Annotated in this window: 22 protein-coding genes and 1 pseudogene; 13 read left to right on the top strand and 10 right to left on the bottom strand. The window is 44.0% G+C overall.

The window, feature by feature from the left end; all coding sequences use genetic code 11:
• Nucleotides 1-156: 156 nt before the first annotated feature.
• Nucleotides 157-414 carry a hypothetical protein gene (locus tag F891_RS09280; protein WP_005263317.1) on the bottom strand — a complete coding sequence of 86 codons (258 nt, stop codon included), beginning with the start codon at nt 412-414 and terminating at the stop codon, nt 157-159.
• A 358-nt stretch (nt 415-772) separates the two neighbouring features.
• On the opposite strand from F891_RS09280, the gene pepN reads away from it, so the two are divergent.
• Nucleotides 773-3379, top strand: a complete 2607-nt coding sequence (gene pepN, locus F891_RS09275) for an aminopeptidase N (RefSeq protein WP_005263309.1) — start codon at nt 773-775, stop codon at nt 3377-3379.
• Nucleotides 3380-3594: 215 nt separating this feature from the next.
• On the top strand, nt 3595-3804 hold the full coding sequence (locus F891_RS09270; RefSeq protein WP_005263307.1) for a hypothetical protein: 210 nt from the start codon (nt 3595-3597) through the stop codon (nt 3802-3804).
• A 33-nt stretch (nt 3805-3837) separates the two neighbouring features.
• Here the strand turns inward: F891_RS09270 and F891_RS09265 are convergent, their stop codons facing one another.
• On the bottom strand, nt 3838-4284 hold the full coding sequence (locus F891_RS09265) for a universal stress protein (RefSeq protein ID WP_004278835.1): 447 nt from the start codon (nt 4282-4284) through the stop codon (nt 3838-3840).
• 133 nt (nt 4285-4417) lie between these two features.
• Nucleotides 4418-4861 carry a universal stress protein gene (locus F891_RS09260; RefSeq protein ID WP_004278834.1) on the bottom strand — a complete coding sequence of 148 codons (444 nt, stop codon included), beginning with the start codon at nt 4859-4861 and terminating at the stop codon, nt 4418-4420.
• Between the two features lie 159 nt (nt 4862-5020).
• Between F891_RS09260 and F891_RS17425 the strand changes: the two genes are divergently transcribed.
• The 3 genes from F891_RS17425 to F891_RS09240 all read left to right on the top strand — a co-directional run bounded on the left by F891_RS17425 (nt 5021) and on the right by F891_RS09240 (nt 7435).
• Nucleotides 5021-5843, top strand: a protein-coding gene (locus F891_RS17425; RefSeq protein WP_155756697.1) for an IS5 family transposase whose coding sequence is annotated in 2 segments (ribosomal slippage) — nt 5021-5401 and nt 5403-5843 — 822 coding nt in all. Because the reading frame shifts where the segments join, the coding sequence is not laid out codon by codon here.
• Between the two features lie 170 nt (nt 5844-6013).
• The gene (locus F891_RS09245) at nt 6014-7000 is read left to right on the top strand and encodes an alpha/beta hydrolase (RefSeq protein ID WP_005263306.1); all 987 of its coding nucleotides are present in this window, start codon (nt 6014-6016) and stop codon (nt 6998-7000) included.
• Nucleotides 7001-7090: 90 nt separating this feature from the next.
• Nucleotides 7091-7435 (top strand): SMR family transporter, encoded by a 345-nt coding sequence (locus tag F891_RS09240; protein WP_005263305.1) that lies wholly within the window; start codon nt 7091-7093, stop codon nt 7433-7435.
• Nucleotides 7436-7477: 42 nt separating this feature from the next.
• Here F891_RS09240 and F891_RS09235 read toward each other — a convergent pair whose 3' ends face one another.
• From F891_RS09235 to F891_RS09220, 4 genes are all read right to left on the bottom strand, one after another.
• On the bottom strand, nt 7478-8653 hold the full coding sequence (locus tag F891_RS09235) for a benzoate/H(+) symporter BenE family transporter (protein ID WP_005263304.1): 1176 nt from the start codon (nt 8651-8653) through the stop codon (nt 7478-7480).
• Nucleotides 8654-8762: 109 nt separating this feature from the next.
• Nucleotides 8763-9422, bottom strand: a complete 660-nt coding sequence (leuE, locus tag F891_RS09230; RefSeq protein ID WP_004278829.1) for a leucine efflux protein LeuE — start codon at nt 9420-9422, stop codon at nt 8763-8765.
• A 75-nt stretch (nt 9423-9497) separates the two neighbouring features.
• Nucleotides 9498-10475 carry a transaldolase gene (tal, locus tag F891_RS09225; RefSeq protein WP_004645437.1) on the bottom strand — a complete coding sequence of 326 codons (978 nt, stop codon included), beginning with the start codon at nt 10473-10475 and terminating at the stop codon, nt 9498-9500.
• An 89-nt stretch (nt 10476-10564) separates the two neighbouring features.
• Nucleotides 10565-11455, bottom strand: a complete 891-nt coding sequence (locus tag F891_RS09220; RefSeq protein WP_005263303.1) for an HTH-type transcriptional regulator AceR — start codon at nt 11453-11455, stop codon at nt 10565-10567.
• A 99-nt stretch (nt 11456-11554) separates the two neighbouring features.
• Between F891_RS09220 and aceI the strand changes: the two genes are divergently transcribed.
• From aceI to F891_RS09205, 3 genes and pseudogenes are all read left to right on the top strand, one after another.
• On the top strand, nt 11555-11992 hold the full coding sequence (aceI, locus tag F891_RS09215; RefSeq protein WP_005247293.1) for a chlorhexidine efflux PACE transporter AceI: 438 nt from the start codon (nt 11555-11557) through the stop codon (nt 11990-11992).
• Between the two features lie 175 nt (nt 11993-12167).
• Nucleotides 12168-14350, top strand: a pseudogene (locus F891_RS17840) (beta-propeller fold lactonase family protein).
• A gap of 100 nt (nt 14351-14450) precedes the next feature.
• Nucleotides 14451-15755 carry an IS4 family transposase gene (locus F891_RS09205; protein WP_005104965.1) on the top strand — a complete coding sequence of 435 codons (1305 nt, stop codon included), beginning with the start codon at nt 14451-14453 and terminating at the stop codon, nt 15753-15755.
• Between the two features lie 52 nt (nt 15756-15807).
• On the opposite strand, the gene F891_RS09200 is transcribed toward F891_RS09205, so the two are convergent.
• Nucleotides 15808-17325: an acetyl-CoA C-acetyltransferase gene (locus tag F891_RS09200; protein ID WP_005263300.1), complete on the bottom strand. Its 1518-nt coding sequence runs from the start codon at nt 17323-17325 to the stop codon at nt 15808-15810.
• Nucleotides 17326-17565: 240 nt separating this feature from the next.
• On the opposite strand from F891_RS09200, the gene F891_RS09195 reads away from it, so the two are divergent.
• The 5 genes from F891_RS09195 (at nt 17566) to dnaX (ending at nt 24152) form a co-directional block, all read left to right on the top strand.
• Nucleotides 17566-18957, top strand: coding sequence for a 3-oxoacyl-ACP reductase (locus F891_RS09195; RefSeq protein ID WP_005263298.1), 1392 nt, complete (start codon nt 17566-17568; stop codon nt 18955-18957).
• A gap of 197 nt (nt 18958-19154) precedes the next feature.
• On the top strand, nt 19155-20009 hold the full coding sequence (locus tag F891_RS09190) for a MaoC/PaaZ C-terminal domain-containing protein (protein ID WP_005263296.1): 855 nt from the start codon (nt 19155-19157) through the stop codon (nt 20007-20009).
• A gap of 59 nt (nt 20010-20068) precedes the next feature.
• Nucleotides 20069-21334 carry a serine hydrolase domain-containing protein gene (locus F891_RS09185; RefSeq protein ID WP_005263294.1) on the top strand — a complete coding sequence of 422 codons (1266 nt, stop codon included), beginning with the start codon at nt 20069-20071 and terminating at the stop codon, nt 21332-21334.
• A gap of 78 nt (nt 21335-21412) precedes the next feature.
• Entirely contained in the window at nt 21413-21856 is a 444-nt protein-coding gene (locus F891_RS09180) for a copper resistance protein NlpE N-terminal domain-containing protein (protein WP_005263287.1), read from the top strand.
• Between the two features lie 133 nt (nt 21857-21989).
• Nucleotides 21990-24152 carry a DNA polymerase III subunit gamma/tau gene (dnaX, locus tag F891_RS09175; RefSeq protein WP_005263285.1) on the top strand — a complete coding sequence of 721 codons (2163 nt, stop codon included), beginning with the start codon at nt 21990-21992 and terminating at the stop codon, nt 24150-24152.
• On the opposite strand, the gene F891_RS09170 is transcribed toward dnaX, so the two are convergent.
• Complete coding sequence (locus F891_RS09170; protein WP_005263282.1) at nt 24142-24576, bottom strand: acyl-CoA thioesterase; 435 nt, start codon at nt 24574-24576, stop codon at nt 24142-24144. The genes dnaX and F891_RS09170 overlap by 11 nt on opposite strands.
• A gap of 44 nt (nt 24577-24620) precedes the next feature.
• Entirely contained in the window at nt 24621-25781 is a 1161-nt protein-coding gene (locus F891_RS09165; protein ID WP_005263280.1) for an iron-containing alcohol dehydrogenase, read from the bottom strand.
• Nucleotides 25782-25807 lie beyond the last annotated feature (26 nt).

Raw genomic sequence — 25807 nt, 5'->3', positions numbered from 1 at the left:
GCGGGCAACTCTAGAATGGACGGGCATTTGATTATACACGGCTGATGAGATGCAAACGTAGTGGACTGGTGCAATTTTTCTAAATCAAAAATAGTCACCCAAACAGAAGAAGAGCTACCGAAGTAGCTCTGATTTTAAAACATGAAATGATGCTTTTTAAACCGGGCAGGGTAATGTGTCGTCCTCCTCGCCGCGATGTTTAGCATGAATTAAGGCCTGAACCTTTTTAGAGGGCACTTTTTTGGCACCGAGTGCATCGTAGCTGTTGAGAATGGCAGTTACTTCATGGGCCTGAAGTGGAATTCCTTCACAGCTCATCAACAGTGCAATCACTTTATGGTCAATATTGGCCTGATCCAGGGTCTGCAAAGTTTTGATATTTTCGATCCGTACAACATGCTGTTTTAAATACATGGCTCACCTCATCGTTATCATTATTCTTTCATTGGAAGTGTGGAAAAACACAGTTTAACTGTAGCAAGAAGTGTGCTCATTTTTTAATCAGTATTTATGTAGTACTCTGAAAATAAAATTATATATTTCTAAATCAGTGATTTATGAAAATGTAAGAAATTATGATCCTGACTATTTTTATGGCACAGATATTTCTTATGTAGAGCCGAGTGCTGCTCAATTAGGCAGAATGCATTGAAAGTGGTGCATGAAATGCCCATATTAGATCTAACAATACAAATGCAAAGACAGCGTTTAAAACTTGGCGTATGATTTTGACATGAACAATGTCGAACACGATAAAAGATTAGGACAGGACATGAATATTGCGGCAAACCCGGTGATCGAAGCGGATCAAACCATTTATTTAAAAGACTATCAAAAACCTTCCTTTGTTGTTGATTCCATCGACCTGAATATTCAAGTCTACAGTGACCACAGTCTGGTCAGCAGCAAGCTGGAGATGCAGCGTCAGACTGCTGGCGATCTGGTTCTGCTTGGCCGCGATCTGGAGCTGCAATCGATTCGGTTAAATGGTCAAACCCTGAATGCCAGTGACTACCACTTGGATGCTGAACAGCTGGTCATTGCACATGCACCTGATCAGGCCTCACTTGAAATTGTGGTTAAAATTCATCCTGAAAGTAACACTATGCTGGAAGGTCTGTATCAGGCCAGTTCAGATCTGTTTGTGACCCAAAATGAACCAGAAGGTTTCCGTAAAATTACTTTCTATCCAGACCGTCCGGATGTGTTGTCGGTCTTTACGACGCGTGTCGAAGCAGACAAGAAATATCCGGTTTTGCTCGCGAATGGTAACCTGCTGGAAACCGGTGAAGTCGATGCCAATCGTCACTATGCCATCTGGCAGGATCCGACCAAGAAACCGAGCTATTTGTTCGCCTGTGTCATTGGTGATTTGGCAGTGATGAAAGATTCTTATGTCACGTCAGAAGGTCGCAATGTAGCTCTGGAAATCTATGCAGAAGAAAAAGATATTCCAAAATGCAAAATCGCCATGGAAGCGCTCAAACATTCCATGCGCTGGGATGAGGAGCATTATGGTCTGCCTTATGATCTGGATAACTACATGATTGTGGCGACCAGTGCATTCAATATGGGCGCCATGGAAAATAAAGGTTTGAATATCTTTAATACTTCATGCGTGCTGGCCGATGAAGAGTACACCACTGATGCTGCTATCATGCGAGTGCAGTCAGTCATTGCGCATGAATATTTCCATAACTGGACCGGTAACCGGATTACCTGTCGTGACTGGTTCCAGTTATGTCTTAAGGAGGGCCTGACTGTATTCCGTGACCAGTCTTTCTCGGAAGATTTACAGTCGGCTGCGGTACAGCGTATTGATGATGTGGCGGTTCTGAAAGCGCATCAGTTCCCGGAAGATTCAGGACCATTGTCACATCCACCGCGTCCGGATCATTTTGTAGAAATTAACAACTTCTATACCGCCACCGTTTATGAAAAAGGTGCGGAAATTAACCGCATGATGGCGACCTTGCTTGGCAAGGAAAAATTCCGTCAGGGAACCGATGAATATTTCCGCCGTCATGATGGTCAGGCGGTAACGGTTGAGGACTGGGTGGCTGCACTAACAGCAGGTTCAGGTGTAGATCTTTCAAATTTCCTGACCTGGTATAACCAGCCGGGTACGCCTAAACTTCAAGCAAAAGCTGAATATGATGTAGAGACCCAAATCTATCGCCTCAGCTTTAAGCAAAGCCTGAAAACCCATGCTAAATATCCAAATCTGAAAGCAGTACCCATTCCCGTGGCTTTGGCACTGTTTGATGCTGAAAGCGGTGAACAGCTAACGCTAAATTCTGAAGCACTCTTTGAAAATGGCGTCAAAGATGGCGTGTATCTATTTGATCAGGATGAAGCCACGATCGAATTTAGCGGTGTGACAGCAAAACCGGTGGTGTCCTTGCTGCGTAATTTCTCTGCACCTGTGAATCTGGACTTTGACTATTCAGAAAAAGAACTGGCTTTCCTGTTGCAATATGAGACCAATGGTTTTAACCAGTGGCAGGCGACCCAAACCTTACTTGAACGTATCTTGCTGGATGACCAGCCTGCAGAAATTTATATCGAGGCTATGCTTAATACCTTGCCGGATGTGATTGAGAAAGATCCACTGTTGGCATCACGTCTGTTTGATGTACCGTCTGAAGGCTATTTGGGTAGCCGTATTGATCAGGATTATAATCCGGTCATGATTCAGGAAAAGCGTGAGGCTTTGCTGCATACCTTGGCACGTGCCTTTGGAGAAACAGCGAAAGAAACTTATCTCAATCTGGATCCTGATCTGCAATCTGAGTTTTCGCAAGCAATGGGTGTGCGCGCCTTAAGAAACATCATGCTGACGATGATGGCTCGTCAGGGAGATGCATTTGCCTTTGATTTAGCCCATGAGCAATATCACACAGGCAATATGTCTGAACGTTTGGGTGCGCTGAAAGTCTTGGTCTGGAATGATGCACCACAAGCAGAAGAAGCTTTGGCAGATTTCTATAGCCGCTTTGAAGATGAAGCCTTGTCTTTAGACCAATGGTTTATGGTTCAGGCAGCACATCCAAAAGCAACGGATGCAACGATTGCGTATCTGACCCAGCATCCGGATTATGATCTGGCTGTGCCTAACCGTATCCGTGCAGTGAGCGGGGGGCTGAATGCTAATCCGGTCAATACCTGGAGCTTTGGCGTGCAGCATTTTATTGGACTGGCAAAATATCTGGACGAGAAAAATCCGATTGTAGGCTCACGTTTGCTACAGGTATTGTCACGCTGGTATACCTTGGCAGAACCGCAACGCAGTGAAGTGAAAGCACAGCTTGAAACCTTAAAGCCACTGGTTAAATCTAAAAATGTGTCTGAGACACTCAATAGTATGCTCAGCGTATAACATCAATATTCATAAAAAACCGGATCGACCTGATCCGGTTTTTTATTTCCTGTTTATTTCAAACGCTGGCTTTAAATACAGTTGAATTTCTCTAAAGGCCGAGTTAAGTACCAAAGGGTGTTACAGTATGATTATACGGAAAAGAGTATTTGTTTATTAAGCTGTAAGCTAGGTAAAGGGATCTACAGATTCGCTTACTAGAGGTTGTCCAAGATATGTTAGTGAAAATTGAAGATGGTTTTTATTTAAATAGCCAGCATATTATTGCCGTACATGTCAGCAAGAATCCTGAAAATGGCTTACTTGAAATCTCCATTCAATACACGCCGCATTCCATTCAGCAGGTCGGAGAATACAAAAAAGTATTTCAAAGCCAGCTTGATGCTGAAATTTTCTTGACTGAGTTAAATCAAAAACTTCGTTAAAAGCCTGCATCATACAGGCTTTGATCAAGCATCTTATTGTCTGACGATAAGTACGGGAATAGAGGAAAGTGCCAGAACATTCTGAGCGACACTGCCCAGCATGAGTTTTTGCAGACCTTTACGACCATGTGAACCCATAATGATCATATCGGTCGGGGATTCATTTGCAGCCTGCATAATGCCTTCTGACGGTGCCATGCCATGCAGGATTTTTGTCGTCACCTGGATGCCATCACGAACAAAGTTCAGTTTCAGTTCATTTAAACGATCAAGTGCATTTTGTTCTGCATGCATAAAGTAATCTGTGACTGCTGGAGCAACTTTGTAAAAATCTACGCCCTTAAAGGGATCTACCGCAATCACACTGAGTAAAGTGACATGGCTATGAAATACTTTGGCCAGTTCCAGGGCGTGATCTGCGGCAGCATAGGAAATCGAGGACTCATCGAGTGCTACGAGAAGATGATCATAGTTATTCATGGTGCTTCCTCATATTTATTATTGCAGTAAGCGGGGGGTGGTTTGAGCGAGTAAATCTCCACAGCATGTTTTGCTAGAGGTTCAAATGTAAAGTAGCAAGTACTGCGCATCTTGAAGATGCGCAGCGTCAGGATTATTTTTTCACGATCAGTACGGGAATTTCACTCGCACCCAATACATCTTGTGCAAAGCTGCCCAGAATCATTTTCTGGAAGCCTTTACGGCCATGAGAACCCATAACAATCAGGTCTGCTTTCACTTCACCCGCGGTTTCAGCAATATGCTCTGCATTGACTAAACCTGTGACAATGCGGGATTGCGCTTCAATACCTTCACCGGCTGCGATGGCAGTGGCTTCTTTCAAGGCCTTTTTGGCATTGGCATGTGCTTCGATAAAATATTCCTTCATGATGGAGGAGCTATAATAGAAATCAGCCTCGGTAAAAGGATCTTCTGCGATCAGGCTGATCAGGGAAAGCTGACTACCGAATGCCTTGGCAATTTTGGCAGCATGTCGTACTGCAGAAAAGGAAATTTCTGAACCGTCCACTGGGACTAAAATATGTTGATAAGCCATGGCTTTTCTCCGCAGGTTGTCTGATTTTTAGGCTTGGTTTATTGATAGCACAGTGCTGTGGCGGGTGCAATTGCAAAAAAGCGGTAAAATTGAAAAAACTCATTAAATTACAAATATTAGACCTCTTGCGAAAGTAAAAACCACCTCAATATAAATTTCATGAGATATCAGAAATTAAATCGTTTTTCAGATTCTGAATTCAAACGCTTGGTTGGCGTACCTCGACAAGTTTTTACTGAAATGGTAGAGGTTTTAGAAAAAGCAGAATCACTCAAAAAGAAATCAGGTCGTCCTCATACTTTAGATATAGAGGATCAGTTGTTATTAACTCTCAATTACTTACGGAACTACAGCACTCAACTGGAATTAGCGGCAAATTACCATATCGCTGAAAGTAATGTGAATCGAACCATTAAAAAGGTTGAAGATGCATTGATGAAATCAAGACGTTTTACTCTGCCAAAACGAAGCATTACCACAGCAGACGAACACTTTAACTGGGTCATTATTGATGCGACAGAATGTTCAATAGAACGTCCGAAAAAAAAATCAGAGTAAGTTCTACAGTGGTAAAAAGAAGAAACATACGCTAAAAGCACAAGTGATCTATCATCCGAACAGCAAACAAATCATAGGGCTAGATATATCGAATGGCAGTCAGCATGATATTAAATTGGCAAGAAAAACGGTTAAGAAATTCAAACATTGTGAATATGTTATGACCGATTTAGGGTACTACGGATTAGAGCAAGATGGCTTTAAATTATTGCTGCCAATAAAGAAAAAGAAGAATTTACCCTTATTTGATGTTGAGAAAAGGTACAATAAAATGATTGGAAAAATACGAGTTGTGATCGAACACATTAATAGTCAATTGAAAACATTTAGAATATTAAGTGAACGCTATCGAAATAGACGGAAAAGATTCGGTTTACGCATTAACTTAATTGCTGCACTCGTAAACCGGATAAACTTGCAATAATGACTTTCGCAAGAGATCTATTTTTCATGTAAAAGTGATGAAAAAAACAGAGTAAAAGACTCGGATTTGCAGTTTTAATGATCAAAAATAAGAGGATGAATAGTCCTCGTTTACAGCAGGATGGTTTAAACTGCCGTAGCCTGTTTTTAGATCATGTATAGGGGACTGTTTTGAGGTTTTTTGCCATTCATCTTTTGCTCATAAGTTCAGTTATTCTTTCCGGCTGTCAGACCGCACAGAACAGTAAAGTCATTGCCGGTGCTTTTAACCTGACCACAGGCTTGCAGCAAAAAGTGATGGATCATTATGCGCCTGGTGCGGTTATCGTCCAGCAAAATATTACCTATGCGCCGCAACAGAAATTATCTTTGGATCTGTATCAGCCGCAGAATATTGCCAGTATTGGCCCGCGACCGACTATTGTCTGGATTCATGGCGGCGGCTGGATTTCAGGTTCTAAAGAACATGCACGCGGTTATTTCAAGCTGCTGGCGGCACAGGGCTATAATGTGGTATCCGTACAATACCAGTTTGCACCAAAAGCGACCTATCCTAGCCAGTTACACCAGATCAATCAGGCACTTGAATTTCTCGATACCTATGCAGACACCTACCAAATCGATGCCCAGAACTTATATCTGGCCGGAGATTCTGCCGGGGCGAATATGGCCAGCCATTACGCCGCTCTTTTGACCAACCCTGTATTTGCCAACCAATCCGGTATTCAGCCTCATCTGCAACCTACGCAGCTTAAAGGTTTAATCTTGCATTGTGGAATTTATGACTTGGAAGCATTTGCCAGCACAGCACCTGAAGAAATGAAAATTATCGAATGGGGTGTCTTTAACCTGATTCAGGCTTATACCGGCGATCGTAAATATGATGCCGAGTTTTTAAAGCAGATTTCTCCGATTCAGTATATTACGCCGTCTTATCCGCCCGTGTTCATCAGTGGCGGGAATAAGGACTTCCTGACCGATACTCAGTCGCTACCATTTGTAAAAGCTTTGAAGGAACAGCAGATTCCTGTGACTGAAATATTTTATCCAGAGTCTAAGGCCTGGCTCATTCATGAATATCAGTTTTTTATGGGAAAAAAGGAAAGTCAGCAAACCTTTGTCAAAACCCTGGATTTTTTACATCAGCTTTCCCCTTGAAGAGAAAACGGTGCAAAATGAATCTCTCAAGATTGATCATGTCAGATCGTCCCGACAGCAATCATTGAAAAATTGTTTGGAGTTTAAAAAATGAATCCTGTCTCATGGGCATATTTGTTGTTGGCATTGGCTATTATTGCCGAAGTGACTGGATCAACATTTCTGGTGAAGTCTGAAGGCTTTACCCGATTATGGCCATCTCTGGCAGTAGTCGTTTTATTCTGTATTGCGTTTTATTTGCTGTCTCAGGTGATTAAAGTAATCCCCTTAGGCATTGCATATGCAATCTGGGCGGGAGTAGGCATCATTTTGACCGCCATTGTGGGCTATGTGATCTTTAAGCAGGCACTTGATTTGCCTGCTTTCATTGGGATCGCGCTGATTATTGCAGGTGTGGTGGTGATTAACCTGTTTTCCCAAACTGCAAGCCATTAAACAGAGACAGAGATGATCACTGCCTCTATTTTCTAGATGAACTTAAGCCGCTTGCGGTTTGAGCTTAAACAGCATGTAAACCATCAGGCCTAGTAGCAGGCCCCAGAACGCTGAACCAATCCCGAAAAACTGGATATTAGAGGCGCTAAACAGGAATGTCATCAGTGCTGCTTCACGGTCATGACTGTCCTGAAAAGCCAGCGCGATATTGTGGCCAATGGTGCCAAACAGGGCAATTCCTGCCAATACCGTAATCAGAATGCCAGGAAAAGCCATCAATAGACTGGTCAGGGTCGCAGCAAAGAAACCCATGAGAATATAAAACAGGCCACAGCTCATCCCTGCAATATAACGTTTGGCCGGATCGGGATGTGCCTGGGCGTCCAGGCTGACGGCTGCACTGATGGCGGCAAGATTGACACTGAAACAGCCAAAAGGAGCCAGCAGTGCCTGTGTCATACCCGTCCAGCCTAAAATCGGATTTACCTTGGGTGGATAGCCATAGCTTTTAATGACGGCCAAGCCAGGCAGGTACTGTGAAGCCAGATTAATGACCATCAAGGGTAATGCCAGTCCTAAAACAGCCTGCAGGCTAAATTCGGGAGTGATCCATACCGGCTGGGCAATACTCCAGTTCAGCTGCGGAACGCTGAAATCAATAAAGAATGGGCAGAGCGTAATGGCCATCAAGACCGTAATTACGATGCTATAGCGCATTGTCAGTTTCTTGGAAACCAGATAAATGGCCAGCACACAGAGTACAAATTCCCATGACTGTTGCAGGCTGCCAAAGACCGAGATGCCAAATTTTAATAACACGCCCGCCAGCATGGCACTGGTCAAACTTTGTGGAATAAACTGGAAAATTCGCTCGAAAATTCCAAAAAATCCCAGACAGGCCACCAGGATTCCGGAAATCAGAAAAGCACCAATGGCTTCGCCCAGACTGTACTGGCCAGCAGAGGCAATGACCAAGGCCAGACCGGCAGTCGACCAGGCCGTTGAAATCGGATAGCGGTATTTCCAGGACAGTAAAAGTCCGGATACACCAATGCCGATACCCAGTGCCCATAACCAGGAGCTGATTTGTGCAGCATTCGCGCCCAGGCTTTGAGCAGCTTCAATCACGAGTACGGCGGAAACGCTGATACCAATCATGCAGGTAATAAAACCGGCCATAATGGCTGGAAAGGAGAGATCTTGTAAAAGTTTTGGCATCATCCATGACACAATATTTAAATGCGTTTAAATCATACGCTTTTCACGTATCAACACAATGTTTTTAACAATTTTATCCAAAGGTCTACTGGTTTGAAGCCGATCATTGCTAGAAAGTTGAAGTCGCCAGTTTAAGGCCAAAACCGCAAAACAGGATCCCGACCGCTGCGACACAGCTGGCAGTCACTTTATAATTTTGGTTGAAATAGGACGCCAGTTTTACACCAGAAAAAATCAGGATTGAAAGATAGGTCATACTGATCAATTGCAAGATTACAGCCAGAAGCGTGAATGTCAGGGCTGGATAAGGATAGGCAGGATCGACAAACTGCACAAAAAAAGACAGATAAAACAGAATCGCTTTGGGATTTAAAATACTGATTGTGAGCGCTGTACGAAAGGGCTGAACAGATTCTACCGTATCTGGAGTCGTCTTTTTAATCTGGACGCGTTGTGATGACTTTTCCGGAAAGAAAGTCTGGTAGGCCGCAATGATTAGCTTGATACCCAAGTAACTGAGATAGATCGCTCCAATAACTTTCAGTGCAATAAACAGTACCGGAAAGGCATGCAGTAAAGAAGCTGCTCCCAATGCTGTACATATAATCAGGATCAGATCGCCCGTATAAACCCCCAAGGCACCCATATATCCCGTCTTAATCCCAAAGCGCGAAGCAATCGACATGACATACAGGGAATTCGGCCCGGGCAGTAGCACAATCAACGTGGTTCCAATGATAAAGGTCGTTAGATCTGTGATACCAAACACGAAAAACTCGCATGAACAAAAAAGCCGATGCGGCATTATAGCAACATCGGCTTGGAGAAATTTGCTAAATTTTCTTTAAATCTCAGTGGTACTCAGGAAAGTTTCACGTAATAAAGCAGCCAGTTGCTCACGGGCTTTAATGAAACCGTCAATGCCGCCTTGCAATAATTCACTGGCCATCGGATCCTGTTTCAGTTGTGCTTCAAAATCGGCAGGGCTGATTGGGCTGAGTTCACCTTGAACTTTAATATCTTTGGCTGAGAGTTGGGCCTGCACTTCACGCTGATCATTTTCCAGTTCGGCCAGCAGGTTTGGTGCTACCGTGAGCAGGTCACAGCCGCTCAAGCCTAGAACCTGATCAATACTGCGGAAGCTGGCACCCATGATTTCAGTCTGAATACCATGCGCTTTATAAAATTCATAAATACGCTTAACCGAAAGTACACCCGGATCTTTTTCAATCGGGTAAGACTCAACGCCTTCAGCTTTTTTGTACCAGTCCAGAATACGGCCGACAAAAGGCGAGATTAATGTTACTTTGGCATCAGCACAGGCATGGGCCTGATGCTGACCAAACAATAAAGTCAGATTGGTATGAATGCCTTGTTCTTCCAGTGCTTTCGCTGCCTGAATGCCTTCCCAGGTAGACGCGATCTTGATCAGAATGCGGTCTGAGTCAATTCCATATTGCGCATAAAGTGCCAGTAACTCTTTGGCTTTGGCAATGGTAGCTTCAGTATTAAAGGACAGCGAAGCATCGACTTCCGTTGAAACACGACCTTCAATCAGTTTTAAGATTTCTACACCAAATTTGACCGTTAAAATATCAATAGTCCGTTCAATCAGAGCGTCATCTGCATAGCCTTCTTGCTGGGCTTGCTGAAAAGCAGCTTCAATCAAGGCCTGATTTTCAGGTTGTTTTGCTGCTGCAGTAATCAGCGATGGATTGGTGGTTGCATCAAGCGGACGAAATTTTTCAATGGCACTCAAATCACTGCTGTCTGCCACAATGGTCGTCAAGTTTTTTAATTGGTTTAATGCAGTTAATGTCATTACGATCTAGTTCTATGGTTATTGCTTATGCTTTCTTATATATCATAAATGGCCGGTTTACCAAGTAGACTGTCGTTGAATTTCTGTGATTAATGCCCGGTTTTACGTTGTTTGCGCAAGTGATTAATCAAAAAATGAGCAGCTGTGCCTAATCGGGTTTCTCTGCTCCAGACCAGATCAACAAAATATTCAAACTTTGGGGTGAAATCGAGCAGGTTGAGAACCTGTAACTGATCTTGCAAATGTGGCTGCTCATTCAGCATTTCGAGTGGCAGAACCCCCCAGCCCAGTCCTTGCTGAATCATGCTGCAAGCCGAGTGGTGGTTGTCGGTGCGCCAGTAATTTCGTGAAAAGAGTAGTTCCGGCTTGATGGTGCGATCCCGACTGGCCACCACAATCTGCCTGTTTTGCAAAATCTGTTCATAACTGACTTGATCGAACTGACTTAGGGGATGCTGTTTGGCGACTACAGCCACCAGTACCTCACGTTTCAATTCCACAAACTGTTCCCGTGTTTCCAGTTGTTCGCGTTCAAACATCAAGGCTAGCTGCGCTGAACCTTCAAACAGCATACGATGTGCATCTTCCTGAGGTGCACTGAATACATTGACTTGCAGTGCAGGAAATTCCTGTTCTAGCAACACAATATAATCGGTCCAGCGCGTATGCAGCAATTCTGAAACTACCACAATATTCAATTCAGATTCCAAGCCTGAACTTAGGGCTTGAGCATGCTGTTTCCACTGGTTCATTTCTACCAGTAGCTGCTGGGTTTTTTCATACAATACCTGCGCTTGTGCAGTTGGTTTCGGTTCACGACCTATACGCTGAAACAGTTCCAGATTCAGGTCAATTTCCAGATTGGCAATGGCCATGCTGACTGCTGAAGGTACTTTGCCCAGTTGACGTGCAGCCGCAGAGAAAGAACCGGTTTCCATCACGGTTTTAAACATCAGCAGCTGTTCTTGATTAACATTCATATCTTTAATCTTTCATTTTTATTGATAGATTCTAACTCGAATAATCAGATTTAAAGAAATAAAATTCTTGCATCATGTAATGAATTGAGCTGATTTAATATGTTAATTTCCAAAAGAAGACTGATTCATGCTGCCTTATATGAAGGCATTTTACTGGTCGTGATCGCTGTCCTGCTAAGTACGTTGATGCATATGCCGCTTGAGGTCACAGGTATGCTAGGAATTGCCATGGCTGTGACTTCAGTACTCTGGAACATGCTGTTTAATCATTATTTTGAAAAATTTGAAGCAAAACATCGTTTGAAAAGAACCATTAAAGTGCGGATTGCCCATGCAATTGGCTTTGAAGGTGGTTTGATGCTGGCGACCATTCCGATGGTGGCTTATGCCTTACACATGAGTCTGGCTCAGGCCTTTCTGCTGGATTTGGCTTTGACCCTTTGTATCTTGGTGTATACCTTCATTTTTCAGTGGATTTATGATCATCTAGAAGCCAGACTGGGGCTACAGCCGGATTATCGGAAAATCTCATCATAAAATATGCCATAAAAAATACCACACAGTTCAGACTCCCTTTTCAGAATGCGAAAGGTGAAATATTCAGCGATGAGGACTTGATCAAGTCCTCATTTTTTATGCTCGAATCCAACTAGAAATTAAGCTATAAGACTTTGATTTTTTATTTTAATTTTTAAATTTATTGGGGAATTCAATGCTATTTAGACGAGCGATCTTGTCAGTGTCCATCGTGTTGCTGATGTCTGGTTGTGGGGGCGGAGGAAGCGATAGCAGTACCTCACAGCCAACAGGGCCAGATTCAATGACATCACCCAGTACGGGAGAGCAACTGAGCAAAATTGCGGAATTTAAGGTTCTGGATGTAGGTTCAGAATTAACAGCAGGGAATTTTGGTCTGAAAACCTGGAATCCCACCGCCATGGTGGTGAATGGCGATGTGCTTTATATTGCCAATAGTCAGGCCGAATCGAATATTTTACGTTATGACTTAAAACAAAAACGTGCACTCAGTGCGATTGATCCTACGAAAATTTCGGGTCTGGCCAAAAAATGGGATAGCCTGAATGATCTGGAAATTCAAGCAGGGCGTTTGTATGTGGCCAATTATGGCTCGAACCGGATTGATGTTTTAGATATTAATAGCGAGCAACCGAACTTCATTATGGCACTCGGCACAGGTGTATGGTGGGGCGATGCGCTTAATTACGCGCTGGTACATAGCAATGCAGTGACTGCTGACGACCGTTATGTGTATGTACCTGATATTGAAGGCCGGATCAATGTCTGGCGTCAAAGTGATGTGACAGCGCAAAACCATTTAAAGGCCCGCAAATTTGCACGGCTCAGCTTGCCGGGCTGTGCACGCAACTGTAATGCACGTATGGAGGTCATGGGCGACTATCTGTATACCAGCCTGCCGGATGGTATGACTTATGTCCACGATATCAATCAGATTCAGGAAAATGGAAATAATATTACGCCCATTTTAACAGAAACCAATTTGTCGGCAGTCATGCATCGTCATAACGATGGCTTGGTCTATGTGTCACGAAATGATGGCACTGTAGAAAGTTACAAGGAAAAATCCTTTAACTTGGAGTCTATCTTACCCAATAAAAGTGTGGATACCTTCCGAGACTATATTTTAAAAGGGCAAAACCAGAGCAGCCGACTAGCCAAGGCCAGCGATCTTTATATTTATGGTCAGAATCTATTACACATGGCCAATCAGAAAATTCATATTCTGCCAATGCTGACCTTGCAACAGAATAAATCCACACAGCTAAACCAAGCTATGATTTTAACCGAATCTAAAGCGCGCGAAAGAAGCCGTGTCTTGCAGGATGGTGAATCATGGGAAACCTTGACCAATAGCAGCCAGCGTTATGTCTATATGGACAAGATTTTATCGGCAACCCTAAATGGCAATCGCCTGCATTTGAAAAGCTACAGTGCTGTCCCTGTACGTGATTTGCAGATTCGTGCCAAGATTAAAAACTCAGAAGACTGGGTGATTCTGGCGAAGCTGGATCAGTTGACGCCATTTTCGAATGCCAGCTTTGATCTCAAGTTGACCGATCAATCCCGTTTCCCGTTGCTCGATGGCACAGGCTCGATCCAGCTAGCAGGTCTGAGTCAGACCACGCAAAATCCAAGCAATATTTTTGATCTGAAAATTAGCTCTGAGACTGATGAGCACGTCAAAAGCTGAACCAGATTAAAGCCAAATGGAAAATTTATTTCGGTACCTATGATGAACCGAACAAATGGTGTCGTATTACGCCGGTCTATGCCCGGGAATGGGTCATGATGATGACCAATCTGGCCTATATGCTGAGTACTCCAGAATTTGAAACCTTATGGTTTAACCATAAAGCAGTCATGGGACACGATTTTTTTGGCAATCATGGTCAGGTAGAAGGACCGAATGGTTTCTTTCAGCCAGAAGATTATGTCCGGATCTATCGGGAAATTCTTAACCGCAATGAAATTAATCTTGGTATTACCCATATGGGCGGTGGTCTAGGTGGGGGTGCAGTCTTGGGGGTAGATACATGGTTGTTCTATGGCCATTACAGATTATCTGGCTATCGAATTGTTGCACATGAATTTGGTCATCATTGGGGCGGGCATAATAGTGCATGGGCCATGTCGAATTATGGCTTTGAAGCTATGGTCGATTGGTTAAACTTCTATTTCCAGCGCCGTCCAGGTTCAATTCCTTATATGGACCCAAATGTGAATGCTTTTCACTTGACGCCGGACAGTGCACTTTGTCAGGGTGTGAACCAGAATATGGTAAAAGGTGTGGCATCGACTGCACCATGGAATAAAGTAGATGAATATTTTAAAAATAATCCAATAACAAATCCCTAAAACATAAAAAAAGCCCCTCAATTGAGTAATGCCAGTCAGTTAAGCAGACATTAGAAAAATGTAGTAAAAATGAGTGTATGCCAATACGCTCATTTTTTTTATGACTTTATCTGAAAATTTAGATTGCACCCTTCAACATTCTTTGCCTTCACTCAGCCATTTCAGTGAACTCATTGATTTAAACTGGATTAAAGAAAGCCTACATCAAACAGGTAAGGCTTCTATCAGGAGAAGAAAATTACCTGCCGAACATGTGGTATGGCTGGTAATTGGGCTTGCCCTATTTCGAGATCAACCGATCGGGTATGTCGTAGAGCAACTAAAACTTGTGTTTGGTACAACAGAATATTGTGTCCCCAGTGCAGCAGTGCAAGCACGACAACGTTTAGGACGAGAGCCCTTGAATACCTTGTTTTCTCTACTCAGCCAAGCCTGGTTTGAAGAATCCCAACAGCAATACTCAAACTTTCATGGCCTTAGTGTATGTGCTGTTGACGGGGTGGTTTGGTCTATGCCTTATACAGACGAGAATTTTGAACACTTTGGCTCATCTAAGGGTAAAACCGCTGCAGCCCCTTATCCACAAGTGAGAGCAACCTGCCTGGTAAATACCAGCACCCATGAAATCATTGATGCCCAAATAGGTAGCATGGATCAGGGTGAACTTACACTGGCAAATCGATTATGTCCTCCATCGCATAGTATTACCTTGTTTGATCGAGCCTATTTCTCTGCTGATTTCTTGATTGACTGGCAAACACGAGTAGAAGCCAGTCATTGGTTAATGAGAGCAAAAGATAATTTACGCTATGAGATCATTAAACGTAATTCCCCGCATGACTTTCAAATCAAAATGCCTCTTTCAGCTAGAGCCAGGAAGCTAAATCCATCATTAGGAGAATATTGGGAAGCGCGTTTGATTGAAGTTGAGCAGGCAGGGAAAATTAGACGTTATATCACTTCATTAATGGATTCAAAGGCATATCCACTGATAGGCTTGGCGAAGCTTTATGCCCAGCGCTGGGAAATAGAAATGTGTTACCGAGAAATCAAAAGTGATTTACAGGAAGGTAAGCATTTGAGGAGCAAGCAACCTGATTTAATTTATCAAGAATTATGGGGGGTCTTCATTGCCTATAATATTCTAAGAAGACAAATGAAACATATGGCTCAACGTGCAAAAGTCAGTCCTTTGAGAATCAGCTTTCATATTGCCTCTATCAGCATCCTGAATATATTAAGATTTGATTCTTTAGACTCCGCAGGGAATTTACCTAAACATCTAGAAAGTTTACTGGAGAAATCGAGGAGGTATGTTTTGCCTGAGAGAAGGGTTAGAAGTTGCCCACGAGTTGTGAAAGGAAAACCGCAGAAATACCCAAGAAAATGCCAGTCAATTTCTTAACTGACTGGCATTACCTCAATTGAGGGGCTTTTTAATTGGATCGGTCAACGGATTATTTTTCAATAATTGCCGTCACACCTTGACCACCGGCTGCACAGATCGACACCAGTACGCGGCCTGAACCTTTCTGGTTAATCAGTTTTGCTGCTGTCGCAATGATACGACCACCAGTTGCTGCAAACGGGTGACCGGCAGCAAGTGAAGAGCCTTTTACGTTCAGTTTGGCACGGTCAATTGAACCTAAAGGTGCATCCAGACCTAAACGCTCTTTACAGAATTTTGGATCTTCCCAAGCTTTCAGCGTAGACAATACTTGAGATGCAAAAGCTTCATGAATTTCATAATAGTCGAAGTCTTGCAGTTTCAGACCTGCACGCTCAAGCATGCGTGGTACGGCATATGCAGGCGCCATCAACAGACCTTCTTTTTTCTCGACAAAATCAACTGCGGCAGTTTCCTGGAAAGTCAGGTAAGCTAGCACTTCATGGCCATTTGCCTTCGCCCATTCTTCAGAAGCCAATAGCACACAAGAAGCACCATCTGTTAGCGGTGTAGAGTTACCCGCTGTCATGGTACGTGCATCACCTTTACCAAAAGCAGGTTTAAGTTTTGCCAGCTTCTCAACTGAAGAATCAGCACGCAGGTTATTGTCACGTTGAAGACCCAAGAATGGTGTAATCAGGTCATCAAAGAAACCTTCTTCATAAGCTGCAGCCATTTTCTGGTGTGAAGATGCAGCCAGTTCATCTTGCGCTTCACGGGAAATTCCCCATTCCAGTGTGGTAATCGCCTGATGATCACCCATAGACAGACCTGTACGCGGTTCACCATTTTTTGGTGCATCCATCAGGTCTTTCACATTGATCTTGGTCAATGCTTTCAGACGGTCTTTTGCAGTTTTCGCGATATTTAGCTCAAGTAATGCTTTACGTAAACCGTCACCAAAAGCAATCGGTGCATCAGAAGTCGTATCTACACCACCTGCAATGCCTACTTCGATTTGACCTAGAGCAATCTTGTTCGCTACCAGAAATGCCGCTTGAAGGCCAGTACCACATGCTTGCTGAATGTCATAAGCAGGGGTTTCCGGTGCAAGAGCAGTATTTAGTACACATTCACGAGTCATGTTGAAATCGCGGCTGTGTTTCAGTACAGCACCTGCAACCACTTCACCTAAGCGTTGACCTTGAAGGTTAAAACGTTCAACCAGACCATTCAGGGCTGCTGTGAACATATCAGTATTGGATGCCGTAAAGTAAGCACCGTTAGAACGTGCAAATGGAATGCGGTTACCACCAATAATCGCAACGCGGCGAACTGTATTTTGGCTCATGTTTGGTTCCTGTTGAACAGAAGTCTGTGTTATAGATGTTGAATCTTGTTGGCTTGAAGTCGTTTTTTTGGTACGTGCAGATGTACTGCGTGTACGTGTGGTTTTAGCCGGACTTTTTTCTGTGGCATTGGCTGTATCAGGATTTTTAGTGCTACGCTTGCTACGCGTTGATGGTTTTGACACAGTTTCTGTCGCAGAGTTCTCGACTGCTGGATTATCTTGAGTTGTTTTGCTCATAAGGCTTTACCAGGCAAATAGATCGTCTTCTTGGCGGTTACATTAGCATAGAAGAAGATAAGCTGTATTGACTACAATGACATTACAGACTGCGCTTAGGTCAAGTCATCTGCCTGTTATCTCAAGTATGATTGGGCGGAAACTGGTAGATCTATTGAAATATAAGTGTCTGGCATCATACTGAAGTTTAAGGATAACTTTAGATCAACCAAAAATTAATTTGTATGAGAGATAATAAACATGACTGATCAGTACCAAACTTTTGCAAAATCTCCTATTGGTAAATTTGTCATTAAAAATTTGGGTCTGCCATCCCCAACTTCTTTAGAGCGTTTTGAGTCTGCTACACCTGTAGTCAAAGGTGCAGTATTGTTTGGAGCAGCACCGGCAAGTACCTTGACTGGTGCTATTGCTCAGGTTCTGGCAAATATTCATGCCAATAGCTATGCAGGTAACAATGCTGAATTACAACAGGCTGCTGCATCAGCTGGACTGAATCTGGGTGCATTTAATCCAGGCGATAAAGAATCAAAATTCAAAGCTGTCATTTTTGATGCTTCAGGAATCGAAAACTCAGAACAGTTAAAATCACTTTATGATTTCTTCAACCCGATTGCACGTCAAATCCAAAGTTCTGGCCGTGTCGTGATTGTAGGAACTACGCCTGAAACTGCTAAATCAGTCAGCCAGTCCATTGCTCAACGCGCACTGGAAGGTTTTGTAAAATCTGTGGGTAAAGAGTTTAAAAAGGGAATTTCAGCGAACCTGATCTATGTAGATGCTGGTGCTAAAGCAAATCTTGAGTCTGCTTTACGTTTTGCAGTTTCTCCACGGTCTGCCTATGTTTCTGGTCAGGTGATCCGTGTTTCACCTGCTGAAAAAGTGGATGTGGACTGGACTAAACCATTAGCAGGCAAAACTGCTGTAGTAACCGGTGCGAGCCGTGGTATTGGTGAAGCGATTGCTCATGTATTGGCACGTGATGGTGCACATGTCATCTGTCTGGATGTTCCGCAGCAGCAAGCGGACCTTGATCGTGTAGCCGGTGAAATTGGCGGTTCAACTTTAGCTATTGATATTACTGCTGCAGATGCAGGTGAGAAAATCAAAGCGGCAGCAGCTGAGCAGGGTGGTCTGGACATTATTGTGCACAATGCCGGTATTACCCGTGACAAGACTTTGGCCAATATGAAGCCTGAGCTATGGGATCTGGTGATTAACATCAACCTGTCTGCGATTGAACGTGTAAATGACTATTTAATCTCCAACGATGGTCTAAATGCCAATGGTCGTATTATCTGTGTATCCTCAATTTCAGGCATTGCAGGTAACCTGGGTCAAACCAACTATGCAGCGTCTAAAGCGGGTGTGATTGGTGTGGTGAAATTCACAGCACCAACTTTAAAAAATGGTATAACCATTAATGCCGTTGCACCGGGCTTTATCGAAACACAAATGACGGCTGCGATTCCATTTGCGATCCGTGAAGCGGGCCGCCGTATGAATTCCATGAGCCAAGGTGGTTTACCTGTCGATGTTGCAGAAACCATTGCAATGTTTGCTGCTACTGCGTCAACCGGTTTAAATGGCAACGTGGTACGTGTGTGTGGTCAAAGTCTGTTAGGGGCTTAATTTAAAATCCCCCTAAATCCCCCTTTGAAAAGGGGGAGATATCCCTCTCCTTTAATGGAGAGGGTTAGGGAGAGGTAAAAATTAAATTAAAAAGGGGATGAATTGACCCTCATCCCAGCCTTCTCCCTGAGCCATATATGGTGCAAGAGAAGGCGCTTTTAGACAAATTGAAATAATAAAATTTCCAAAGGTTCAGTATGAATACGCGCCATTTTAGTCAACTTCCAAAACCTTATTTAGCCTATCCAAAAGTGATTCAGGGCTTGATTTTTAAAAAGCCGAAAGCTGAAAAAGTTCTACCGCAAGTTGAATATGTGGTGGATTCATTCAAGGTCGATCAGAAACATCTGAAAGCCTATAATGAAGTCTGCGGTTTTAAAAATAATGGTTATATTCCAGCAATCTATCTGACGGTGCTTTCACAAAGTCTGCAAATGCACATGATGACTTCAGAAGCATTTCCATTTCCGATCTTGGGCTTGGTACATATCCGTAACCAAGTGAAGCAATACCGTAAAATTGGCGTCAATGAAACCTTGACCCTATCATGCAAATTTGGCGAATTGCAGCCGCACGATAAAGGCGTGCAGTTTGATTTCATTACTACAGTCAAAGTGGGAGGCGAGGTCGTAGTTGAAGCATTGACGACTTATCTGTCACGTCAAAAGACCAATGCTAAAGCTGCTGCAAAACCTGCAGAAAGCCAAGCGCCAGAATATATACTCAATAATGAATGGAACATCTCGGAGAATACTGGTCGTCGTTATGCCATGACCTCAGGCGACTTTAACTTGATCCATATTCATGCAGTCACAGCGAAAGCTTTTGGTTTTAAACAGGCGATTGCACATGGTATGTGGAGCAAGGCCAAAGCACTGGCGAATCTGTCATTGCCAGATGCTTATGAAGCTGATGTCTGGTTCAATTTGCCGATGTACTTGCCATCTAAAGTTGAGTTCCTGACGGCACAGGCAGCCAATGATACAGATTTTCTGATACGAAGCAGTAAAAATCAAAAACCACACGTCACCGGCCATATCAAAGCAATTTAAATCTGAATCAAAAGCCTAAACCCGATTTAGGCTTTTTCATTTTAAGGGATCAATATTCTATGGATAGAATGATGCAGCCAATTAAAGATTATCTGTTTGCTGATCAGCATAATTATCAGGGCAATGTCGATGAGCGTTTCAGTGACCTTGCCCGTCAGTTTAGCCGTTTGCAGGATGCACGTACCGAACAGGGTGGTGCCGCACTGGTGGTATATTTTGAGGGACAAAAGGTCGTCGATATTTATACCGGTAAAAAGTCTGTCACTGAAAACTGGCAACCGGATACCATGTCGCTGTGTTATTCCACAGGTAAAGGTGTGCTGGCGACTTTGGCGCATATTCTGGTCAGTCAAGGTTATCTGGATTATGATCGACCGGTTGCAGAATACTGGTCTGAATTTGCACAAAAGGGTAAAGAAAATATTACTCTGGCGCATATGCTCAGTCATCAAAGCGGATTGTTTGATATCCGTAATATCATTGATGATGCCACTGAAATGGCCGACTGGTCGCATATGCTGGACCGGATTGCGGCAGCTGAACCACGTTTTCAGGTTGCTACAGATGCCGCTTATCAACCGCTAACCTTTGGCTGGCAGGTGGGTGGCGCATTAGAAAAAGCGACTGGTAAAAAACTGGGTGCACTGATGCAGGAATATCTGGTTCAGCCATTACAATTAAATGGTGCTTATTTTAGCGTACCGACGCATGAGTTAGCTCGGGTGGCCTTACCCATTTTAAAGCCTAAAGCAGCCAAGTCTCAGACACAGCCTGCGAAAAAAACTGCGCCAAGGCAACCAAACCTGATGGAACGAGCCTTGGTTTTTAGCGGGCAGGATCCTCAGGATTTTCAGGATGCCATGATTCCAAAGGGCATGAAGAATTTTAGTTTCTTTAGTAATGAGGGTCTACAGGCCATTATTCCGTCTGCCAATGGAGTATTTACCGCAGAGAGTCTGGCAAAAATCTATGCCATGCTGGCCAGTCGTGGTGAATGGCAAGGACAACAATTCATTTCGCCGGAAGTGTTCCAGCGACTTAGTCAGGTGCAATACAAAACACGAGATCGGGTCATGCCTTTACCGATGCACTGGCGCTTGGGTTATCACCGTGTTCTCACTTTAGGAAAAGCCTCTAAAGGTTTTGGTCATATGGGCTTTAATGGCTCTGGTGCCTGGTGCGATCCTGAGCGCGGTTTAAGTTTTGCCTATACACATAACTTTCCAACAGGTTCATTGACTGGAGATTACCGTCTTTGGGGGTCGACGCAGGAAACATTGCGCTGTGCGGATGCGGTACTGACCGGGCGCAAAGGCTGGCGCTAAATATCCCTGATTTGGGAGTTTAGCCCGTCAGCTAAATATGTTATTTTGTCGCGCAGTCCATGGCTGTGGTGTGAAGTAATGAAAAAAGTGCTGGTGATTCCTCTGGTCGCAAGCAGTGTGTTGTTCGGATGTCAGGAGCCGAATCAGCCGGCTGCAAATACAGTGATGGAAGCCAAAGCTCAGATTCCTGCCTGGGTCGGGAGTTATCAGGGCACAACGCCGTGTATGGGATGCTTTTCAAGTTGTGAAGACTGTCCGGGCATGGCAGTGGCCTTAACTTTAAATGAAGATCAGACCTTTACTTTACAGCGTGAAAGTTTAAGTGGACATAATGAAATTGAAACGATGAGCGGGCAGATTCGGTTTCAGGATGAATCACAACAAAAGATTGAACTGCTGAATGTCGATACCCGAAATCTGCTCTATGTCGATCTGAAAAAGCATGTTCTGGAAATTCGTGAAGATCAAACAGGCAAACGCTACCAGATGCAAAGTGACTTTATCCTGTTTGAATCGGTCTGATTTTAAAAAAGCATCTGTTTTATATCCCTTTTTCAATGATTTTGATGAAGGGATTATTATTCTTTATAAACCGGCATTCATTTCACTATTTTATAAAAAAACAGTATGCTTAGACCTGTAAAAAGGAGCATACATGTATCAAGTACTTGCGCGAAAATACCGTCCTCGTAATTTTAATGAATTGGTGGGCCAAAACCATGTATCACGTGCTTTAACCAGCGCGCTCGAACGTGGCCGTTTGCATCATGCCTATTTGTTTACAGGAACACGTGGTGTCGGAAAAACCACGATTGCACGTATTTTGGCGAAGTGCTTGAACTGCGAAACCGGTATTACTTCGACCCCTTGTGAGGTTTGTCCGACCTGTACCGCAGTCAATGAAGGCCGCTTTATTGATTTAATCGAAATCGATGCGGCATCCCGTACCAAGGTCGAAGATACCCGCGAGCTGCTCGATAATGTGCCTTATGCACCGACTCAAGGTCGCTTCAAGGTCTACCTGATCGATGAAGTGCACATGCTCTCCACGCATTCTTTTAATGCGCTGTTAAAGACGCTGGAAGAACCACCGGAACACGTCAAATTTCTGTTCGCAACCACTGATCCGCAAAAACTGCCGATTACTGTCATTTCACGTTGCTTGCAATTTACCTTGCGCCCATTGGCAGTTGATGAAATTACCGAACATCTAGGCCATATTCTCAGCAAAGAAAGTATTCAGTCAGATCAGGATGCGATCTGGCAGATTGCTGAATCTGCACAAGGTTCTCTGCGTGATGCCTTGTCGCTGACCGATCAGGCGATTGCCTATGGTCAGGGTGCAATCCAGCATCAGGATGTCAAAGACATGCTCGGTCTGATTGACCGTACCATTATTTATGACCTGATTCTGGCGATTCATCAGAACCAGAAAGCGCAGGTCAGTCAATTATTGCTACAGTTCCGTCAGCAAGCTCTGGATGTGTCACTGGTGCTAGACCAGCTAATTTCGACACTGCATGAACTGGCCTTATTGCAATACCTACCAGATTTAAGCCTGAAATATAGTGCTGAGATCAATCAAAAGATTATGCAATTGTCCGGTCTGATTTCTGCTCAGGATCTGCAACTGTATTATCAGATTGCCTGTAAGGGTCGTGCCGATTTACAGCTTGCAGTTACGCAAGAACAAGGCTTTGAAATGACGGTGCTACGTTTGCTGGCTTTCCGTCCATTACAGCCAAGCGAAATTCCGGTGATGCAGGAGACTGCACCGCAACAGGCAGCGACCCTTACAACACGCCTACAGCAGCCCGTTCAGACACAACTTCAATCTGAATCAGTAGAAACACAATCATTGGAGGCAGAACCGGTATTTGATGATTTCTCTCTGGACGATGAGTCGGATGAGGAGATTGATGTCGCATCAGCGTCTGAACCTTCTTCGGATGATTTTTTGGATGAGGAAGAGCCAACCAACATCAATGCACCTGAACCTGTCCAGCCTGTAGCAACTCAAACAGTGATTGAAGAGATTCAGTCTGCGGATCAGATTGTTTTTGATCCAAATGACGACAAAGGCCTATTTGGTTTTGATGAAATCGAGAGCACCACAGAAACAGCGGCTACAAGCAGCAGCTCGGATGATTTCCTGCTTGAAGAATTTATTCCTGCAGATGCTGTCATTCCTACCGAGCCAGCACAAAACAGTATGTCTGCTGATGAGGAATTTAGTCTTGCTGCACCGGAAATAGAGCTTTCACAGGAAACAACCGATCAGCCTGCTCTTGAAAATACAGCGCCGGTCCAGCCAGTCGCACAGACAGCTTTGCTGGAAGATATTTCCCAAGATGTAAATACGCAGAATTTGATGCCACAGGATATTTTAAAAATACCTGAGCAAACCTTAGAAGGCGAGTGGAGCGTAGAAAAATGGGAATACTGGTTCCGTAACAGCCAGCTTTCTCCGGCAGTACAGGAACTGGCACAGTATGGCATCATGACTGGCCAGATTAATGGTGAATCCGTTTTCCATATTCCTGAACAGTACCAGCAGTTGTTGACCCAGTTGCAACATAATTTGGAAGCTGCTTTGCAACAGCAATGGCCGCAAACCAATTTCCAAGTGAAATTTGAAAATGTGGACCAGCTCACGCCGTATACCATGCAGCATCAGCGTAAGGCGCGTGCTTTTAAACGTGCCGAAGAATTGTTGCATGCTGAACCGGCAGTACGCGATCTGTTACAGCAATTTGATGGTGAACTGCAAAATATTCAGCTGAAACAGGCAGGAAATATGCAGGGCTTTAAGGCGTAACAAATCGAGATAAAGCATCCCGCATTTCGACTGGAATCGGGGTGCTTTTTCGTGTCTCACGATCGACAAATACATGAACAAAATTGCCCTGTGCAGCCGCTGTATCTGAATTGCGTTTAAAAATGGCCAGATCATAGCTGAGCGATGAGCTTCCCATGCTTTCAATGGCCACGCCAACTTCAATAATTTCCGGATAAGACAGTTCCTGATTAAACTGACAGTTGGAGCTGACCACCAGTCCAATCATCGGGGAATATTTCGGATCAAAATCGGCTTCCTGAATCAGCAAGGCATTGGCTGCGGTATCAAAATAACTGTAATAGGTCACATTGTTGACATGACCATATAAATCATTGTCTGCCCAGCGGGTTTGAATGGGTAAGAAAAATGTATAGTGTTCGCGTTGCTTGATCGTGGCTTTCATCAGTATTCAGTCCTCAGCTAGACAAGGCTTAGGTGGAAATTGGTCTAGGCATAGATCGCCTGATAAATCTGATAAGCATCCTCCACCTTGAGTTCACGTGGATTATTCTGTAACAGCCGGCTTTGTTGCATCGCATCTTCTGCCATGACCTGCAGCATATGTTCCGGAACATTCAACTGATTTAGTTTTAGAGTCAAACCGCTTTGCAGCAGATGATTATTAAAATGATCAATAAACAGATCGGTCAGACCATCATGACAACCTTTACTGTAAGGATCCAACCAGGTCATCAATTCCGCATAGAGCTGTTTGGCCGCTGGCGCATTAAACTTTAATACTTCAGTTAGAACCAGCGCATTGCTATGCCCATGCGACAGATGAAAATGTCCACCCAATGGATAAGCCAGCGCATGTACGGCGGCGACCGGTGCGTTGGCAAAGGCTTGTCCGGCGAGCATGGAACCGACCAGCATATTTTGACGGGCCTCTAAATCATAACCGTCTTGCAGCACGCGCTGCAGATTGGCATTCAGTAATCTTAAAGCCTGTTTGGCCAGCATATCCGAATAAGGATTTTTCTTGTGTTTTGAGGTATAGGCTTCAATGGCATGCACCATGGCATCAATGCCGGTGGCCGCAGTGATCTGTGCCGGAAGATTCTGGGTAAAGGTTGCATCCAGAATGGCAACATCTGCATAGAGAATGGGCGCGACAATGCCGGTCTTGGTGGTTTCACCTGTGGTGACAATCGAAATCGGCGTCACTTCTGAACCTGTTCCAGCCGTAGTTGGAACCAGGACTAAAGCTAAACGAGGTCCGGTAGCATTATCGACGCCATATAGATCTGACAGCGTCTGATGCTGTTCAGGATGCGCCAAAATTGCAATGAGTTTGGCCACATCCATCGAGCTACCACCACCAAAGCCCAGCACCACATCAATATTTTCCTGTTTTGCAAAAGCCGCCGCTTCAAGCACCACGGTATCGGGTGGGTCAGCTTGGACATCCGAGTAAATCACGTACTCCAGCCCGGCAGATTCAATAATATCCAGAATCGGCAGATGTAATTGCTGCTTCAGCATACCCGGATCAGTCACCAGTAGAAGACGTTGATAACGGCCATTTTTTAGAATTTTAAATAATTCCTGAATCGTGCCTAGTCCGGCAATGATATTGGGGACGGTTTGAAACTGAAAACGATTCATGGCGTTATCCTTGATTTTTTTATTGC

Source organism: Acinetobacter sp. CIP 101966, from assembly GCF_000369725.1.
GTDB lineage: Bacteria > Pseudomonadota > Gammaproteobacteria > Pseudomonadales > Moraxellaceae > Acinetobacter > Acinetobacter lwoffii_Q.
This window is presented reverse-complemented; position numbering and strand designations above follow the sequence as displayed.

What these genes read in the sequence shown, in the direction of transcription:
- F891_RS09280 (WP_005263317.1), bottom strand. Translation starts at nt 414, where the DNA reads ATGTATTTAAAACAGCATGTTGTACGGATCGAAAATATCAAAACTTTG.
- pepN (WP_005263309.1), top strand. Translation starts at nt 773, where the DNA reads ATGAATATTGCGGCAAACCCGGTGATCGAAGCGGATCAAACCATTTAT.
- F891_RS09270 (WP_005263307.1), top strand. Translation starts at nt 3,595, where the DNA reads ATGTTAGTGAAAATTGAAGATGGTTTTTATTTAAATAGCCAGCATATT.
- F891_RS09265 (WP_004278835.1), bottom strand. Translation starts at nt 4,284, where the DNA reads ATGAATAACTATGATCATCTTCTCGTAGCACTCGATGAGTCCTCGATT.
- F891_RS09260 (WP_004278834.1), bottom strand. Translation starts at nt 4,861, where the DNA reads ATGGCTTATCAACATATTTTAGTCCCAGTGGACGGTTCAGAAATTTCC.
- F891_RS09240 (WP_005263305.1), top strand. Translation starts at nt 7,091, where the DNA reads ATGAATCCTGTCTCATGGGCATATTTGTTGTTGGCATTGGCTATTATT.
- F891_RS09235 (WP_005263304.1), bottom strand. Translation starts at nt 8,653, where the DNA reads ATGCCAAAACTTTTACAAGATCTCTCCTTTCCAGCCATTATGGCCGGT.
- tal (WP_004645437.1), bottom strand. Translation starts at nt 10,475, where the DNA reads ATGACATTAACTGCATTAAACCAATTAAAAAACTTGACGACCATTGTG.
- F891_RS09220 (WP_005263303.1), bottom strand. Translation starts at nt 11,455, where the DNA reads ATGAATGTTAATCAAGAACAGCTGCTGATGTTTAAAACCGTGATGGAA.
- aceI (WP_005247293.1), top strand. Translation starts at nt 11,555, where the DNA reads ATGTTAATTTCCAAAAGAAGACTGATTCATGCTGCCTTATATGAAGGC.
- F891_RS09205 (WP_005104965.1), top strand. Translation starts at nt 14,451, where the DNA reads ATGACTTTATCTGAAAATTTAGATTGCACCCTTCAACATTCTTTGCCT.
- F891_RS09200 (WP_005263300.1), bottom strand. Translation starts at nt 17,325, where the DNA reads ATGAGCAAAACAACTCAAGATAATCCAGCAGTCGAGAACTCTGCGACA.
- F891_RS09195 (WP_005263298.1), top strand. Translation starts at nt 17,566, where the DNA reads ATGACTGATCAGTACCAAACTTTTGCAAAATCTCCTATTGGTAAATTT.
- F891_RS09190 (WP_005263296.1), top strand. Translation starts at nt 19,155, where the DNA reads ATGAATACGCGCCATTTTAGTCAACTTCCAAAACCTTATTTAGCCTAT.
- F891_RS09185 (WP_005263294.1), top strand. Translation starts at nt 20,069, where the DNA reads ATGGATAGAATGATGCAGCCAATTAAAGATTATCTGTTTGCTGATCAG.
- F891_RS09180 (WP_005263287.1), top strand. Translation starts at nt 21,413, where the DNA reads ATGAAAAAAGTGCTGGTGATTCCTCTGGTCGCAAGCAGTGTGTTGTTC.
- dnaX (WP_005263285.1), top strand. Translation starts at nt 21,990, where the DNA reads ATGTATCAAGTACTTGCGCGAAAATACCGTCCTCGTAATTTTAATGAA.
- F891_RS09170 (WP_005263282.1), bottom strand. Translation starts at nt 24,576, where the DNA reads ATGAAAGCCACGATCAAGCAACGCGAACACTATACATTTTTCTTACCC.
- F891_RS09165 (WP_005263280.1), bottom strand. Translation starts at nt 25,781, where the DNA reads ATGAATCGTTTTCAGTTTCAAACCGTCCCCAATATCATTGCCGGACTA.